Consider the following 16,424-nt stretch of genomic DNA (forward strand, 5'->3'; position numbering starts at 1 on the left):
CTGATCGGCATCAAAATGATCTAGGAGATTTCCCCCTTCTCATTCACCTGCACCCGAAGGCGCTTGCTGCCGTTTTGCAGAACCAGTTTGTATTTCTTTTCCGCACTCCCCCCATCCGCGCTGAAATAATTCACCAGGTAGACGTCCTTGGTGATACTCCAGTTCGGGTATTGAGTGACCACGGCCTTCGCAACCGCCGAAGGCAACCGGATATCCTTGTACTTCTCCGCGGTCCGCAGCAATTTCCCATCCTTATCGTACGCGGCCAGGATCTCCCCCTCCGGCAGATAGAACGAGATGAAATAGGTTTCATAGTCTTCTTCATAGTAGTCCGAATTCTTGATGTCGTAGGTGGCGGCCATGCGCTGAAGCCGCTGCACTGGCACGGCTACCTCCTTGCCCCCCACATTCTTCAGGTATTTGTAATTGGTGGCAATAACGGAAACCTCCGGTAACACCTCCTGGCATAAAGCACGCGTCGCAGAACCCAGGACGCATAGTCCTGCCAATAGCATGAACGTACCCGATTTCATACATTTAAATTTTAAATTTTAAAAAAAGGATTTGCCTAAAGATAGGCTGTAAATAGGCCGCCCGCAGTGACTCCGGTCATCGCATGGGATGATTGAGGTTATAATGATCTCTATCAGCCTCCCGCTTGACCTCTCTCAGCAGCATCCGAAACGGGACAGGTTAGTTTTAGGTATGAAGAAGATTGTTCTGGCTACCGACTTCTCCGATAACGCCGGCCAGGCTGCCGCCTGCGCGGCGGGTATCGCCGCAAAATGCGGCGCCACGCTCTATATCCTGCACGCCATGGACGGCGCCACAGACCCCGTTATCGAGCCCGTGGCGTTGGATACCGTCCTGCTGGAAAGATATACCCGGGAACGATTCGACCGCCTGCGGGCGGTGAAACAGCACATCGCCGATCAATACGCATCCCTGCGCACTGAACTGCGCCTCTCCCGTGCCATGGCCGCCGACGCGATCCTCGCCCTGTCCCGGAAAGAACAGGCCGATCTTATCATCATGGGAGCTCATGGCGGCGGCCGCCTTAAAGAGCTGGCTATCGGCAGCGTAGCCGCCGATGTCATCGACCACAGCAACATCCCCGTCATGGCAGTCCCTCCGGAATATATATTCCATGAACCGGATACCTTTTTGCTGGCCATCAAAAGACCCGGTGAGAATGCCGCGCCGCTGAATGTCCTGATCGGGATGGCCGCGTCCTTTGGAGCACGCATCGACATCGTATCCTTCGTCAATTCGCGCGAGACGGGAACCCCGGATGACCTTGAGACCGAAAAACAGCTGAATTATTACACCGGGTTCCTGCAACGCTCTTTTCCCGCCCTCGCATTCACCTCCGAAAAACTGGATGGCGACGACTTCCAGCTGTCCATCGACCGGTATTGCCGCAGCCATGATGTCGATATGGTTGCGCTGTTCAAACATCCCCGCCACCTTCTTGATATGCTATGCTGCCGGAACAACACCCGCAGAGCCGTTTTCCACTCCCACGTTCCCGTCCTCGTCCTGCCCGGTTCATAGCCCCGCCCGTCTATGCCCTCTCCGCCACACGTGACGGCCGCAAGTCCATAGGATGACAGGCATCACCTATCGGGCTGATACGTCTCACAAAAATGATGGCGTCCATGTCCGAAGTTTATCATAACCGCTTCAGCGGCAAAATCAAGAGTTTATGAAGAAGAAAATGCATATCCTCGTCCCGACGGATTTCTCCCCGGCCTCACGCGCCGGGATCCGCTTTGCCATACAATGGTCGCAACAGCAAAATGCTCACCTGACCTTCGTCCACGTCATGCATATCGTACGCCCGACCAGATGGACCGATAAGCAATACGATACCTTTGCCGCATCGGAAAGAGCCTTGTATACAAAAAAGCTCAGGGCCTTCATCGCTGATATACAACGTCGCCAGCCCTTGCGTCCCAAATCCTGGTCGTTAGTCTTGCTGGAAGGCTTCAACGCTGACCTGGCCCTGATCGACTATTGCCGCGAACATCCCGGTATCGGGCTGGTCTGCATGGGCACGAAGGGCGCCAATCGCACAAGACGCATCTTCGGAACGAATACCGGCAATTTTATCCTTCAGTCCGATAAACCCGTGATCGCCGTTCCCGCCACCTACAGAAGAAAGCCCATTTCCCGCGTCACTTACGCCAGCGACCTGGCTGACGCTGCACGCGAATTGAAACAGGTGGTCGCTCTCGCAGGCCCTCTTCACGCAAAGGTTGGTATCCTTCATCTGACGGAAACCGGCGAGACGACGCCCGATCCCGAAACCCTGAAAAAGCTTTGGAAAAAGGAAGCCGGCCGCAATGTGACGATAGAATTCAGAAAAGCCGACCCCGCCGTTTCGATCGCAAAGAATCTCCAACAAACAGCCCGGACCCTTCAGCCCTCGTTGCTGATCCTGTTCTCCAACCGCCGCCGCACTTTCTTCCAATCCCTGCTCTATCCCAGCAACGCCGAACGCCTGGCCGTTGCCGCAACCGTCCCGCTGCTGGTATTGGGAAAAGAAGGCTAATAACGCTATCGTCCCAGGATCAATACCCCTTTTTGCATCATATCATCGACGATATTCCTCGCATACCGTTTGGCCATCGCATCCGTCGGATTCCTGCTGAAGGCCTTCGATTGCCCCGACCACAGCAACTCCCCGGTCGCTACCCGGTAAAGATTGCTCTCCAGCAGGACCTCGACATCCGTGACGACATAGCCCGGCTCCGAATAGTACCTCCCCACCCGGTAATAATATCCATAGTATCCCCGATAATAGCCGACAGGACCATAATAGAATCCTCCCGGCACCCAACGATCCTGCTCGTTGACGCTCAACACCCGCACGGTCACTACACCATCGAATTGGCCGCCCAGCAACAACTGACGCATCTTCGCCGAATCCATCGTGGCGAAATTCGGCCCGAAGACATCCAGGCTTGTCAGCGCCATGAATCCCCGCCGTTCCAATTCCGCCTTGATATGATCCTCGCCCAATTTCCGTTTCTCAAGGTCCTTTCCGAACGAGGCAACCAATACCCGCGAAAATCGCCCGGGTTGGATTTCCCGGTCGCTCCAGGATGCCGTCAGCCTCACCGACGGCTCGCACGAATACAACAAAATGACAGAGATCAGCAGCGGCGCACACAACGCCCGGCTAAAAGTGAAATGCCGTTTCATATTCATGATTTTTTAATTAATTGCAAATCGATCAATTGCAGATCCCCTGCACCTCCACCTTACAGATGCCCTTTCCCCATTTATTCAAATAGTTCACCGTCGCCTCGATGGCGAAGATCTGGCTCTTGATCAGCGTCGTCAACTTCAGCAAGCCTTCCTCTGCCGGCGTGGTCACCGCGCTCGCTCCTGTTCGGCCATACTCTTCTTCCAACAGCCGGCTAAAGACGTCATGATAGTAGTAGATGTCATCCAGGTATTGCAAAACCGCGTCCCTGATATAGCGGATATCGCCGCTGCCCAGGAGGGTCCCGGCATCCTGACGGGTTATCCCAAGACCCGTTTTCAGAGTTCGTAATAAGGGCAGTTGAATCTTGTTTTGGTATAACGTGGCGCGCTGATGGAAGCGGCTGATCTCTGCGGAAAGCCGGGCGGCAAATCGCGCAGGATAAGCCTCCCCGCGTCGGGTGGCAGCAAGGACTCTTTGCATTTTCTTCATCAGGTTCCCAAGCCGCCGGCTGATCACCCGGTCCTCCCGTTCCATCTTGACCACCATCCCTGCGATCAGCCCGGACTGCGTGATCCTGTTTTCCAGGATCCGCTCGAGCCACATTTTCTCTTTCCGGTCCGTGCCGAAATGCCTGAAACAGACGTTTCTATATTGCCGCTCCTCCCGGGGAAGGCCGGGGTCCTCCTCCCGGAACTGCTTCAGGAATTCGATCGTTTGAAGTTGCATGGTTATCGATTTCTTCCCAAGATAACGCTCCCGATAGGACGGGGGACAGGAGCAAGGTCATGAACTCGCATGATTTCCCCGCCTATCCCATTTGACATCCATCAGGATGGCGCCGTACGTGATACAGGCCAGCAGCGGGAAAAGGATCCACCCCAGCACGGGAATCCCAAACGCCACCTTCAGCACAAAAAAGATTCCAAAGGCCGTCCAGACCATCCGCCAGAATTTCCAGGGCGCCTCCTGGTCTCTGTTTAGCCGGTTCGCAAGGACCAGTGCCATCAGACCGCTGGCGAATAACCACAGCGCTACATAGCCGAAAAGCAGCCCGATCGCAAGAGGGATGCCGACGATGGTGAAGAAGCACAACCCGATGATCACCGGTACGGCAACAACAAACAGAAAGCCCGCTCCCAACGACCTCAGCGTATCCCGGGAGAGACGTTGCCCGGCCTTCCGCAGGAATCCCCCGAACAGGTATTGCAATACGATGATCTCCACAAACCCTGCGCCCAGCCAGGCAAGCAGCCCCAACAGGGTCATGCTGCCAAGAAAATACCAATGGCTTCGTGGAAGCGCCAGGCTGTCGTCACGGACGGCCTTGCCATTCCTGACCGAAGAACCAAAATCAACCGCGCTGCCGCTCCAATACCGCACCGGCCCGTCAAAGGATGCGTTCGTCCCGATACCCAGCGATTGGGCCGCCGCCAGTACCGAATGGCCCGCCACGGCGCCGTCGATCTCGATGGCCCCTCCCCGGCAGTCCAGGTCTCCACCTACGGAACCGTACAAACGAAATCGTGCCGCACCCGAACGGATGCTCCCTTTTACAATCCCATTGACCGATAGGTCGCCGCCCGTCGCCAGCAGGCTGCCCCCGACCACACAACCTCTCTCGATCGTTAGTGTCCCGCCGGCCAAAGCGACATCGCCGCGAACAGATCGGGAGATCCGTAGGTCTCCACTCGCACAACGAACCTTCCCGCCGGCATACCCGCCGAGCGTTACCCGTCCGCCGGCAATCAGGATCTCATTATCCACCGTATCATTGAGATACACCGTTCCGCCCGCCACGATGAGATCTCCGTGTATGGGTGCGTTGACGACAACCGTTCCTCCCGCCAGGTAAACATCTTCATACACCGGGTGGTTGATAACCACATTCGAACCCGACTCGATGATGATGGAAAAGGCCCGCTGTCCCGTAAAAAGGAAAAAAACGAGCAAAACCGCCGCCCGGAACAGGCGCCGGATCGATAGAAAAGCATGCTCGTTAAAGGGTGATTCCGCTATCATAACAGTTGCTTTTTGAACCCAACAGGATTGCCCAAATGTAAACCCCGCCCGCCGCCGCCGTCATGATGCCTGTCACAACCCCGATTGATGATCATCAAGCTGATCACCTTTAACCTTCCCGCCGTAATCAACATCAAGACCGTCCCTGACGTTCATCATCACCTCCCATTCGCCGTTGGCTTATCTTTTCTTAAAAAGGGATGGGAACCAAACTTTCAAAAAATGCACTGAGCATATTGCAGGCCCGATACCTGCTCAAAGACGAAAAAGGCCGGATCATCGAAAGCCCCGACGGGCTGTTTCAGCGGGTCGCAACGGCCATTGCCCGCGCTGAGTTGGCATGGGGCAACGAGGCTGACCGGCTCCATTGGGAAACAGTCTTCTTCGACATGCTCAGCAGTCTCCGTTTCCTCCCCAATTCTCCCACATTGATGAACGCGGGAACACCCTCCGGCCAGCTTAGCGCCTGCTTCGTACTGCCGGTGGAAGACTCCATAGAAAGCATCTTCTCCACTCTCAGGGACGCCGCCATTATACAAAAAAGCGGCGGCGGTACCGGATTCAATTTCTCCCGTCTCCGGCCCCGGCACGACCTCCTCGCGGCCACCGGCGGGTCAGCCTCCGGCCCCGTGTCGTTCATCAGGGTCTTCAATGCGGCCACCGAAGAGATCAGGCAGGGCGGCAAACGTAGAGGCGCCAACATGGGCATCCTGGATGTCGATCACCCGGATATAGAAGAGTTCATCAATTGCAAACGACAGGAAGGCGCCCTCTCCGGCTTCAATCTCTCCGTCGGAATATCCGACGCCTTTATGAAGGCCCTGCAAAACAAGGAGGACTGGCCGCTCAGACACCCTTCAACGAATGCTGTCGTCAGGACCGTCCCCGCTTCCCGGCTTTGGGATGCCATCGCGGACAACGCCTGGCGCACCGGCGACCCCGGCCTCCTCTTCCTCGACACCATCAACGTCGCTAACCCGACCCCTGGACTCGGACGCATCGACGCGACCAACCCTTGCGGGGAAGTGCCGTTGCTGCCATACGAAGCCTGCAACCTCGGATCGATCAACCTCGTCCGTTTCATTCGAAAGGAACAAAACGGCAACACGATCGACTGGCCGGACCTGGGCCGGACGATCCATTTCGCCATCCGTTTCCTGGATGACGTCATCGAGTGCAACCGCCATCCCATCGATGCGATCCGCAAAAGGGTACGCTCAAACCGGAAGATCGGCCTCGGCATCATGGGTTGGGCCGACTTGCTCGCCCTGCTGGATATCCCCTACGACTCCGATGAAGCGCTTGCGCTGGCCCATCGTCTGATGAAATTCCTCCGGGAGGAAAGCTACGCCGCCTCCGCGGCCCTCGCCGCTCAAAGAGGCCCCTTCCCCAACTGGGATAAGAGCGTCTATGCCGCCGGCCTGCCCCTCCGCAACGCTACCCGCCTCAGCATCGCCCCCACCGGAACCATCTCGATCATCGCGGACGTCTCCTCTTCCATCGAACCCCTGTTCGCCCTTGCCTGGCACCGACAGGGCGCCGTCGAAGGCGAAGAACTGGAATTCTTCAGCGCACCCTTCGCAGAATACCTGCACCAAAGACAGTTGCGGACGGGCGCCCCAATCGGCGAGGCGCCGGACAATGGCTCGGCGACAGACCTCCGCCAGCTCCCGGCCGCCGCCCGCCGCCTCTTCAGGACCGCGCTCGAAATAACCCCCGAATGGCACCTCAGGCACCAGGCGGTCTTCCAGCAATATACCGACAACGCCGTATCCAAGACGATCAACCTCCCCGAGTCGGCTTCACCCCAGGACATCGCCCGGATCTATCGATCCGCCTGGGAACAACGCCTCAAAGGCATTACCGTCTTCCGGCACAACTGCCGCTCCGGCCAACTGCTCCACCCTGGCCCATTCTCCGCAACCGAAGCCTGCAAAGTATGCATCGAATAACCCATCAATACCCGAATATGGCTACCATTACAAAAGCCAGGGACCTACGCCCGGGCATAAACCTGGACCCGTCAGCGGGTCACAACGCGGAATTGGCAAACATCTTCCACCAGATGGCCTCCTGCTACCGATACCTCGGCGCCAGGCATCGCTTTCGCGTTATCGCCTACGACAATGCCGTCCAAACCATCAATGGCCTCAAGGACGATATCTCCACTTACGCCGCCGGCGTAAAGACCCTGGACAAACTGCACGGCGTCGGCGTATCCATCGCCTCCAAGATCATCGAATTCCTCCAGACCGGGCAGATCGCCGCTTTCGAAAAGCTCAAACAACGGGTGCCTCCCGGACTGCTGCCCCTCATGGACATCAATGGCTTCGGTCCGGCCACCGTTAAAACCCTCCACAAAAAGCTGGGCGTCAGCAACCAGGAAGAGATGCTCGCTGCCATCGAATCCGGAAGGATCGGGCGCCTCAAAGGCTTTGGTCCAAAGAAAATAAACAATATGCGCAAGGGCCTTCAACTTTTCGCCGGACGGCAGACCCGGATGCTGCTCTGGGACGCAATGCAGATCGGCGACTCGATGCTCAATGCCGTCCTCGCCATTCCCGGCGTGAAAAAGGCCGATCTCGCCGGCAGCCTCCGCAGAAGAAAAGAAACCATCGGCGACATCGATATCGTCGCTACGGCGGACAAAAAGGACTGGACGACCATCACCGGCCGGTTCACCAACCTGCCCGTCGTCCAACGGGTTCTGGCCGCCGGCAAAACGAAGGCCAGCATCCTGCTGCAAAAAAGCAACGCACAGATCGACCTTCGCCTCGTATCCGAACAGGAATACGGCTCCGCCTTGTTGTACTTCACAGGCTCCCGCGAACATAACATCGCCCTTCGCACCTGGGCCAAAACCCGGGGATGGAAGCTTAACGAATACGGCGTTTTCGAAACGGATACAAATAAACGGCTGGCAGGCGCTACCGAAGAGGAGATTTACCGGCTCTTCGGCATGCACTTCATCCCGCCCGAACTCCGGGAAGAAAAAGGCGGCATCGACCTCGCCCGCAAAGGGCCCCTGCCAAAGCTGATCGAAATAAAGGACATCCGCGGCGACATGCACGTACACAGCACCTGGAGTGACGGCACCGCAGACATCGGCGATATCGCCGGACACTTGCGCAAGACCTTTCCCGCCTACGAATATGTCGTTATCACCGACCACTCCCCCAGCCAGCGCGTGGCCCGCGGACTGACGCCACAGGAATTTACCCGGCAATTCGCCGAGATCGACAGGCTGAACGCTAAATTGGGCCTCCCCTTTGTCAGGAAAGGTGTGGAAGTCGATATCCTTGCGGACGGCTCGCTCGACCTCTCCGACCACCTGTTGAAACAGTTCGATTGGGTAGTTGCCTCCATACACAGCCTTTTCAACCAGGATAATACGGAAAGACTGATCACAGCCTGCGAACACCCCCTCGTTTGCTGCATCGGGCATCCCGGCGGAAGGCTCATCGGTAAAAGGGAACCCTATCCCGTCGACTGGCGCCGGTTGATCCAAAAGGCGGCAACAACGGGCACCGCCCTCGAGATCAATGCCCAGCCCGAACGTCTGGATATCCCCGACACGATCGCAAAAGAAGCGGCAGAAAAAGGCGTCCGGCTCGCCATCGGCACGGACGCACACGCTCTCAACCAGTTCGACTTCATGTCCATGGGAGTCTCCATGGCCCGCCGCGGCTGGTGCACAAAAGAAAACATCCTCAACACGGCGCCATGGAAGGAGATCGAACGATTCCGGTCGGCAAAAAGACACGGCGAATGAATCATTTCCGTTCTGGCAATATCAACAACGGTATCCTCGCTTCGAAGATCATTTCATGCGTATGGCTCCCCACAAACCATCGCTGCGGCAAGGAATGCGGTCGCGCCATCATTACCACCATTCCGATGTTGTGGGTTCCCCCGAAGTCATTGAGATGCTCCGCTACATCGTCCCCCATCTCATACTCGTATTTTATGTCCCAGGTCTTTTCCAGGCTCCCCAACGGATTCGGTTGATGCAGGATGCCGATGAACTCCTTTGTTCCCTTCTGAATGACGCGAAGCGCATAAAGCCTCGAAGAAAACACAGCCACCAGCTCTCTCAGGGTATCGAGGACATGAAGATCCGTATCCGGCCGGACATCGTTTCCAAGCAGGATTGCCGAAGGCGGCAGATAGCGCGCTTCCTCCGGCACCACAAGCAGGGGTGTGGTGGTCTTCCGGGCCAATGCGGTTACCGTACTCCCGAAAACCCTGCGGAGCGCCTTACCTCTGCTCTTCATTCCCACAACGAGGAGATCGGCGTTCTCTTCTTCCGCCGTCTCGAGAATAGAGGCGACAACAGGCCCCTTTACCGATCGGGTGTTCATCGCCTGGGTTTTACCTTGCTTAAAAAGATCCTTCTGACGAAGAAGACCCGACTCGACAAGCTCCCTGGCGTCCGCAGCGTCGATCACCGCCAGCGACATCGTGTCTGTTACAGGCACAGGGATCTCCTGGTACACCGCCAGGATCGTAACGGCCGCGTCGAGCGCGGCCGCCAACTTCGCACCATACTCCACCGCGCGATCGGCCGCCGCGGAAAAATCGGTTGCAACAAGAATGCGTTTCATGATATCTGTTTTTTTAGTCGATAAAAATGCCGTAACGATCCGCTCCTTTCCGCGGTGCTCCTTAATGCAACAAACCCGCCAGCGACCGCACCCTGCCATAGTCCTCCTCTCCCGCCCGGTGCAAAAGCAGGTACTCGACGATATGGTTCAAACTCACCACTCCCTCGAATTGACCGCCTTCCACCACCGGGTACAATTGCTCGTCATCGCGCCCCAACTGCTCCAGCACCGTATCCGCCGTCGCCGCCCCATCCAGCAAACTCACCTCCCCCTTCACAAGGCTATGCAACTTTTCCCCATAGCGCTTCTCCGCCAGCGCCTTGACTACCTCCAACCGGTTGATCGACCCCACCGGCCTGGCCCCTTCCATGAGCATGAAATACTTGCTGTGATTCGTCATCAGGATACTCGCCGCTTCCCGGACTTCCATATCCGCCTGCAGACTGGCATAATCGTTCATCACCACCTCATTCAGCCGGATTCCCTTTACCAGCGACCGCAACCGGAGATAATGTTCCTCCGTCCCGGCGCTGAACAAAATAAAGACACCGACCAACGGCAGGATCGGGTTGATGACGACGATGCCCAACGCTATAAAGACCCATGCAATACCCTTCCCGATCGCCGCCGCAATGGTCGTTGCCCGCACATAGTTCATCCGGAAACCCAACAAAGCCCGGAGTATCCGCCCGCCATCCATCGGGAAGGCAGGGATCAGGTTAAAGACCGCCAGCCCCACATTCACCATTCGCAGATCAAATACGAACATCCCCAATCCAAAGGCCGGTGCCCGCTCCGGCTGCGCCCAGAACGGAGCGCCGGGATCCTGCAGCAACCAAAGCAAAAAGGCAATGATGATATTCATGGCCGGTCCGGCAAGACTGATCGACAACTCCTGCCGCGGATTGTCGGGAAATTTCTCGATGCTGGCCGTCCCTCCGATCGGCAAAAGCACGATGTCCCTCGCCCGGATACCGAAATATCCCGCCGCCATCGCATGCCCCAGCTCATGCAGGGCCACACAGGCAAACACCGCCAGGACGAACAATAGCGACCACAGCAGCCGGCCCGCATTCGTACCCTGCTCGACATTGAGCAGGACTACCCAGCCAAGCAGCAACAAAAAGGTCCAGTGCACCGAAATACGGATGCCCCGGACGCTGAGTATTTTTATTGACCCTTTCATCGTTTCTTTTTCTTAAAGAAAGCACACCCGGCAGGAAAATAGTATGAGCAGGGTCAACGTTGAAAGTGACTCGGGTCATTGGTCCGACCCTCCCCGCTCCGTTACCTTCATAGCATGATAAAATATCCTTCCACCGCCATCTACAAAGATATCATGGGCCGTGTGCCCATCCCGCCGGCTGTATCCCTGCTGCTGCCCTTCCACCCGGTATTCTCCTCCCACGCCGAACTGAAACATCGCGTTAAGATCGCACTGGAGAATGCCCGCCACGAATTGCTCCGCAACTACACCGCCGAAACCACCCTCGCGGTCATGGAAAAGCTCGCGAGACTGGAAGCCCAGCTCGATTACGCTACCCCCCATAAAAGCATCGCCCTCTTCGCATCCGCTCACCTCGGCAAGCTTTGGTATTTCGATACCCCCGTCGAAGAACGGCTCACGATCGGCGACACCTTTGCCGTCCGCGACCTGGTCGCCGACAGCAAGCAGCTTCGTAACTACCTGATTCTACTGCTCAGCGACAAGGAATGCCGCTTCTACCTGGCCGGCGAAGACCGCCTCGAACGGCTGCCGGCCTCCGCTCCCACGGAAGTTTTTGCATATGTCAACGAGAAACCCGAACGCGTCGCCAACTTCTCCGACCCCGGGCAACGCAAAGAGATCGTAATGGACAAGTTTCTCCATTATATGGACGATGAACTTTCCCAGGTCCTCACCCGCCACCCCTTTCCCGTCTTCTTGATGGGACCCGAAAAAGTGATCGGCCACTTCAAGGCTCACTCCGGCCATCTTCCCCAGATCGCCGCCTGTCTCCATGGCAATTATATCGATACGCAGGAATTCCAACTGCTGCAATTGATACAGCCCGCCCTCGAGGCCTGGCGCCGGCAGAACAAACAATCCATCCTCACCCTCGTCCGGAAAGCCGCCGACGACAAACGGCTCAGCACCGGCATCACAGCCGCCTGGTCCGACGCCTGGCATAACAAAGCCCGCCTCCTCGTCGTCGAAAAAGGGTACCGCTTCCCCGCCCGCCGCGGCGATACCCCCGACCAGATCTTCCGGGAAGATTCCGCCGAAAATAACCCCTTCTATATCCCCGATGCCGTAGACGCCCTTATCGGCCAGGTCATCGCCAACGGCGGCGATGTGGAATTTGTCGACGACGGCGACCTCGCAGAATGCCAGCACGTCGCCCTCATCCGCTATTATTGACCCATCTAAGGGTTATTGTGTAATGCCTGCGTCATAATTTGGCGGCTTCGTCAACCTGCGGTACCTTCACGGGCACGATCTTTTTTTACCTGGCCTAATCCTCCGTCCGACCATGCCTGCCGCAAGGAGTGTATATACGGTTTTAGCCATCCTGCTCCTGAGTACCGTTATTGGCCTGCTTCTGATCGCCCTCCGGTATAACCAAGCCTTCACCGATACTACAGACTGGATGCACCACACCATCGTCGTCCTGAACGCCGATCAGGATGCCCTGTCGGCTCTTCATGACTACGAAGCCGGGAAGATCGGCCACAACCTCGTCCAGGACCGCATCCTACGCCTGCAGCAGTTGACCGCTGACAACGCTTTCCAACAGGAAAGAACCCGAAAAATGCTGCTATTCTCGGCCTCGCTGCCGGATTTTCACACCGGCGGCCTCACCCTTCGCGATCCCAACGTAGACCGTATCCGGACGGCTCTACTCGAGTTCCAGGGAGAAGAGAACAGCCTGCTGAAAAACCGCGAAGCCGCTTCCGGCCAGAGCCGGAGATCGCTGAAAAACGCCATCGGCTACCTCCTGGCCGCCGTCTTCACCCTGCTCTCGGCCGGTCTCTATATCGCCTGGTACAATTTCAATCGCCGCCTCAAAGTGGAAAAGGCGAAACAAGAATCCGAAAGCTTACTGGCGCTGCTGGTCGATCACGTAAATGACTATGCCATCATCATGCTCGACGCCGAAGGAAGGGTGCTCAGCTGGAATAAAGGAGCCGAGCAGATAAACGGGTATACAAGAGATGAGATCATCGGCAAACCCTTCTCCCTCTTCTACACCGATGAAGAAGTGGCCCGCGGTGAACCGGAGCGCAATTTGCAAAAAGCCGCAAAAGAAAACCGGTACGAATGTATCGACATCCGCAAACGAAAGGACGGTTCCCAATTTCACGCCGACGTCATTTACACGGCCTTGCGCAATGAAAAGGAAGAACTGACCGGCTTTATCAAGATCACCCGCGATATCACCGACCAGATCGCCGCACAGGACGAGATCAACAAGTCCCTGGCCCGGGAAATAGAACTCAATGCGATGAAATCCCGTTTCGTAGCGCTCGCCAGCCACGAGTTCAAAACCCCGCTCAGCGTGATCCTCAGCTCCACCAACCTCATCGAGAAATACCACTCGCCCGAGATGGCCGAAAAGCGGCTCCGGCATGTGCATCGAATCAAGTCGAATGTGAACCATCTCAAACAGCTGCTCAATGATTTTCTCTCCCTGGCCAAACTGGAAGAAGGAGCGACCCACAACGAACCTGCCGCCGTCAATGTGATCGGGATAGCGGAAGAGACGATCCAGGATATGGACGAGACCAGGAAGGAAGGGCAACACATCGAATTCGAAATAACGGGCGACCCCGGTCCCGTAGCCCTCGATCCACACCTGCTCAGAAATATTCTCAACAACCTGCTGAGCAATGCGATCAAATATTCCCCGGAAGGAAGCCCCGTCCGGTTCCTGCTCCAATTCGAAGCGGAGACCGTCCGCTTCCAGGTCATCGACAAGGGCATCGGCATTCCCGTGGAAGAACAGGAACAGCTGTTCGATCGCTTTTTCAGGGCAAGCAACACTTCCGGCATCTCAGGCACCGGCCTCGGCCTCAGCATCGTAAAGCGATATCTCGACCTGATGGGCGGCACCATCCGGGTGGAAAGCCAACCCGGCGCCGGCTCCTCCTTCACCATCCAACTGCCGGCCCGCAGGGAACATCAACCCCAAACCATTCGCCGGTGACCAACTTCACCCATGTCCCTGACCCCCGTTCTCCTTTTCACCCCCGCCGCATGCTTAGCTTTGAACCATCAATCATCCTAAATTCATTTGTATGAGAACAGACGCAGATATCCAAAAAGATGTGATGGCCCAGCTCAAATGGGAAGCTTTCCTGCATGCCGAGAACATCGGCGTCGCGGTCAAAGACGGGGTCGTAACGCTGTCGGGACACGTCGACAGCTATAATAAAAAGATCGGCGCAGAAATGGCCGCCAAAAAAGTCCTGGGGGTAAAAGCCGTTGCCGAAGAAATTAACGTAGGAGTGTCCCCGATCTACCGCCGCACCGATACCGAAATAGCCGAAGCCGTTGTCAACGCCCTCCGCTGGCACAGCGCTGTCGTCGAAGACAAGATAAAGGTGAAGGTCGAAGACGGCGTCGTCACTCTCGATGGCCAGGTGGACTGGAACTTCCAACGCCAAAACGCCGTCGACGCCATCCAAAACCTCATCGGGGTTATCAGGGTGAACAACTTCATCGTGGTAAAACCATCACCGACCTCAAATGACTTACAGGAAAAGATTCGCCAGGCGCTCCTCCGCAGCGCAACGGTAGACTCCGATAAGATCGCCGTCACCGTAACCGGCAGCAAAGCGATCCTCACCGGCACCGTCCGCTCCCTCGCCGAAAAAGACGACGCCGAACTGGCCGCCTGGTCGGGCCGCGGTATCACCTCCGTCGAGAACCGGCTTGAAATAGCCATCCCGGAATTTTCTTTCTAGTTGTCCAGTCGAACGGATGCAGGTATAGTCGGAAGGGCGCCGCAAGGCGCCTTTTCCTATTCACCTCGGTATCTCCACCGTAACACTCGTCCCATCCCCAAGCTCGCTCTCCAGCCGGATCGTCCCCCCCAACAATTCGACATACCGCCTGACAATATGCAATCCAAGCCCCGTTCCCTCGATATTCAAGGCATTTCCACCCCGGAAAAAGCTGCTGAACAAATGCTGCTGATCTTCCGCCGAAATACCGATGCCCCGGTCCCTCACGACAAGGACAAGGGTAGCCTCCGCTGCAGCACGGGCGTCCAGCCGGATCTCCGAACCCTCCGGCGAGAACTTCACCGCATTGCTCAACAGGTTGATCAGGATATTCTTCAATAGCCGCTTATCACTCACGAACCCATCTCCCCCCTCCAACGAAAAAGCAATGGACTGCCCCGCCTTCGCCAGCGGCCGCATCTCCTCCACCACCTCCTCCAGGAACTCGCGTACGACGAACTCCGCAGGCTCCGGCTTCACCTTCCCCTCCTCCAGCTTGCCCAATGAAAGGAAATCCTCCAACAGCGTGTTCAGGTGCTTCACCGCGTCCCTGATCCGCTTGATATGCTTGTCCCGGTTATCCTGCTCCTCCGTCTTGGTATATCGCGAAAGCAACGCCGCCGAAGACAGGACCGTACTCAACGGGGTCCGGAACTCATGCGAAGCCATCGACACGAACCTCGACTTGATCTCATTCAACTCCTTTTCCTTGCTCAACGCGTCACTCAGCTCCGTCTGGCTACGCTCCAGCTCGTTCAGTGCCTCCCGCAATATCAACGTTCGCTGCTCCACCTTCGCCTCCAGCCCCGTGTTGAGCTTTCGAACATCTTCCGTGATATGCTCCAGCTGCCGCTGCCGGTGGATCAACTCCATTTCCGACTGTTTCCGCTGCGTAATGTCCACAATAAAAGCAATGACATACAATTTCTGCTTCTGCCGGTAATAGCTCAGGCTCACCTCCACCGGGAATTCCGTCCCGTCCTTCTTCCGGGCAAAAAGATCTCTCCCATGCCCCATCGTCCGGTTCCCGGGATGCTGATAGAATCCCTCCCTGTCCTTCACATGCCGCCCGTGGAAGCGCTGCGGGATCAGCACGTCGATCGTCTGCCCGGGAAGATCCTCCCGGTCGTATTCGAAAAGCCGGTAAGCGGCCGGGTTGAGCAAAATGATCTTCCCCTTGTCATCCGTAAGAATGATGCCCTCCGTCGCATGCTCGAACAACGCCGTCACCTGGTGCTGCTCCGACTCGATATTCCGGTAGAGCCTTTTTACGTACAACACGAAAAGGGTCGCCATGATCACGATCAGCAACGAAAAGGCATGCTGCAGTATCACCTGCTGCCGGTCCATATTGTCATGTGGATAGAAGGAAGCCAGGATGATCAGTAATGCACTGATCCATCCGAACAGCCAGGTGTCCCGGTCCCGGGGCACCAGAATAGTAAGGAGAATGGCGCCGATCAACCCGCCATCGATCAGGCTGTATTGAGGGTTCAGATATTGCAGCACCGCCGTGCCGATCGTAACAATAGAACAGAACAGAAGTATATGACCGGACTTTTCTTTAAACATCAGCCTTGGGATAGTTTTTTTAAATGTAC

14 protein-coding genes are annotated in these 16,424 nt (G+C 56.6%); 7 read left to right on the top strand and 7 right to left on the bottom strand.

Going from position 1 to position 16,424, the window contains the following annotated elements:
• Window positions 1-20: 20 nt before the first annotated feature.
• The gene (locus VHE34_RS02795; RefSeq protein WP_325584348.1) at window positions 21-533 is read right to left on the bottom strand and encodes a nicotinate-nucleotide adenylyltransferase; all 513 of its coding nucleotides are present in this window, start codon (window positions 531-533) and stop codon (window positions 21-23) included.
• Between the two features lie 172 nt (window positions 534-705).
• Between VHE34_RS02795 and VHE34_RS02800 the strand changes: the two genes are divergently transcribed.
• On the top strand, window positions 706-1,554 hold the full coding sequence (locus VHE34_RS02800) for a universal stress protein (RefSeq protein ID WP_325584350.1): 849 nt from the start codon (window positions 706-708) through the stop codon (window positions 1,552-1,554).
• A gap of 151 nt (window positions 1,555-1,705) precedes the next feature.
• Window positions 1,706-2,554 (top strand): universal stress protein, encoded by an 849-nt coding sequence (locus tag VHE34_RS02805; protein ID WP_325584352.1) that lies wholly within the window; start codon window positions 1,706-1,708, stop codon window positions 2,552-2,554.
• Window positions 2,555-2,559: 5 nt separating this feature from the next.
• Here the strand turns inward: VHE34_RS02805 and VHE34_RS02810 are convergent, their stop codons facing one another.
• Genes VHE34_RS02810 through VHE34_RS02820 form a run of 3 tightly spaced genes read right to left on the bottom strand, consistent with a single transcriptional unit; the run spans window position 2,560 to window position 5,233 of the window.
• Window positions 2,560-3,207 carry a hypothetical protein gene (locus VHE34_RS02810; protein WP_325584354.1) on the bottom strand — a complete coding sequence of 216 codons (648 nt, stop codon included), beginning with the start codon at window positions 3,205-3,207 and terminating at the stop codon, window positions 2,560-2,562.
• A 31-nt stretch (window positions 3,208-3,238) separates the two neighbouring features.
• Window positions 3,239-3,940 carry a hypothetical protein gene (locus tag VHE34_RS02815; protein ID WP_325584356.1) on the bottom strand — a complete coding sequence of 234 codons (702 nt, stop codon included), beginning with the start codon at window positions 3,938-3,940 and terminating at the stop codon, window positions 3,239-3,241.
• Between the two features lie 57 nt (window positions 3,941-3,997).
• A complete protein-coding gene (locus VHE34_RS02820) occupies window positions 3,998-5,233 on the bottom strand; it encodes a hypothetical protein (RefSeq protein ID WP_325584358.1) in 1,236 nt (411 codons plus the stop codon).
• 200 nt (window positions 5,234-5,433) lie between these two features.
• On the opposite strand from VHE34_RS02820, the gene VHE34_RS02825 reads away from it, so the two are divergent.
• Window positions 5,434-7,185, top strand: a complete 1,752-nt coding sequence (locus tag VHE34_RS02825; protein WP_325584360.1) for an adenosylcobalamin-dependent ribonucleoside-diphosphate reductase — start codon at window positions 5,434-5,436, stop codon at window positions 7,183-7,185.
• A 17-nt stretch (window positions 7,186-7,202) separates the two neighbouring features.
• Window positions 7,203-9,005: a DNA polymerase/3'-5' exonuclease PolX gene (gene polX, locus VHE34_RS02830; protein WP_325584362.1), complete on the top strand. Its 1,803-nt coding sequence runs from the start codon at window positions 7,203-7,205 to the stop codon at window positions 9,003-9,005.
• Window position 9,006: 1 nt separating this feature from the next.
• Here polX and VHE34_RS02835 read toward each other — a convergent pair whose 3' ends face one another.
• On the bottom strand, window positions 9,007-9,837 hold the full coding sequence (locus VHE34_RS02835; protein WP_325584364.1) for a universal stress protein: 831 nt from the start codon (window positions 9,835-9,837) through the stop codon (window positions 9,007-9,009).
• A gap of 61 nt (window positions 9,838-9,898) precedes the next feature.
• Window positions 9,899-11,023, bottom strand: a complete 1,125-nt coding sequence (locus tag VHE34_RS02840; protein ID WP_325584366.1) for a site-2 protease family protein — start codon at window positions 11,021-11,023, stop codon at window positions 9,899-9,901.
• A 114-nt stretch (window positions 11,024-11,137) separates the two neighbouring features.
• Here VHE34_RS02840 and VHE34_RS02845 point away from each other — a divergent pair, with 114 nt between their 5' ends.
• From VHE34_RS02845 to VHE34_RS02855, 3 genes are all read left to right on the top strand, one after another.
• Window positions 11,138-12,238 carry a hypothetical protein gene (locus VHE34_RS02845; RefSeq protein WP_325584368.1) on the top strand — a complete coding sequence of 367 codons (1,101 nt, stop codon included), beginning with the start codon at window positions 11,138-11,140 and terminating at the stop codon, window positions 12,236-12,238.
• A gap of 112 nt (window positions 12,239-12,350) precedes the next feature.
• Window positions 12,351-14,024 (top strand): sensor histidine kinase, encoded by a 1,674-nt coding sequence (locus tag VHE34_RS02850; protein ID WP_325584370.1) that lies wholly within the window; start codon window positions 12,351-12,353, stop codon window positions 14,022-14,024.
• 91 nt (window positions 14,025-14,115) lie between these two features.
• The gene (locus VHE34_RS02855; protein ID WP_325584372.1) at window positions 14,116-14,784 is read left to right on the top strand and encodes a BON domain-containing protein; all 669 of its coding nucleotides are present in this window, start codon (window positions 14,116-14,118) and stop codon (window positions 14,782-14,784) included.
• Window positions 14,785-14,844: 60 nt separating this feature from the next.
• Here the strand turns inward: VHE34_RS02855 and VHE34_RS02860 are convergent, their stop codons facing one another.
• Window positions 14,845-16,395, bottom strand: a complete 1,551-nt coding sequence (locus VHE34_RS02860) for a PAS domain-containing sensor histidine kinase (protein WP_325584374.1) — start codon at window positions 16,393-16,395, stop codon at window positions 14,845-14,847.
• Window positions 16,396-16,424 lie beyond the last annotated feature (29 nt).

It is taken from the genome of Puia sp., assembly GCF_035546395.1.
In the GTDB taxonomy this organism is placed as follows: domain Bacteria; phylum Bacteroidota; class Bacteroidia; order Chitinophagales; family Chitinophagaceae; genus Puia.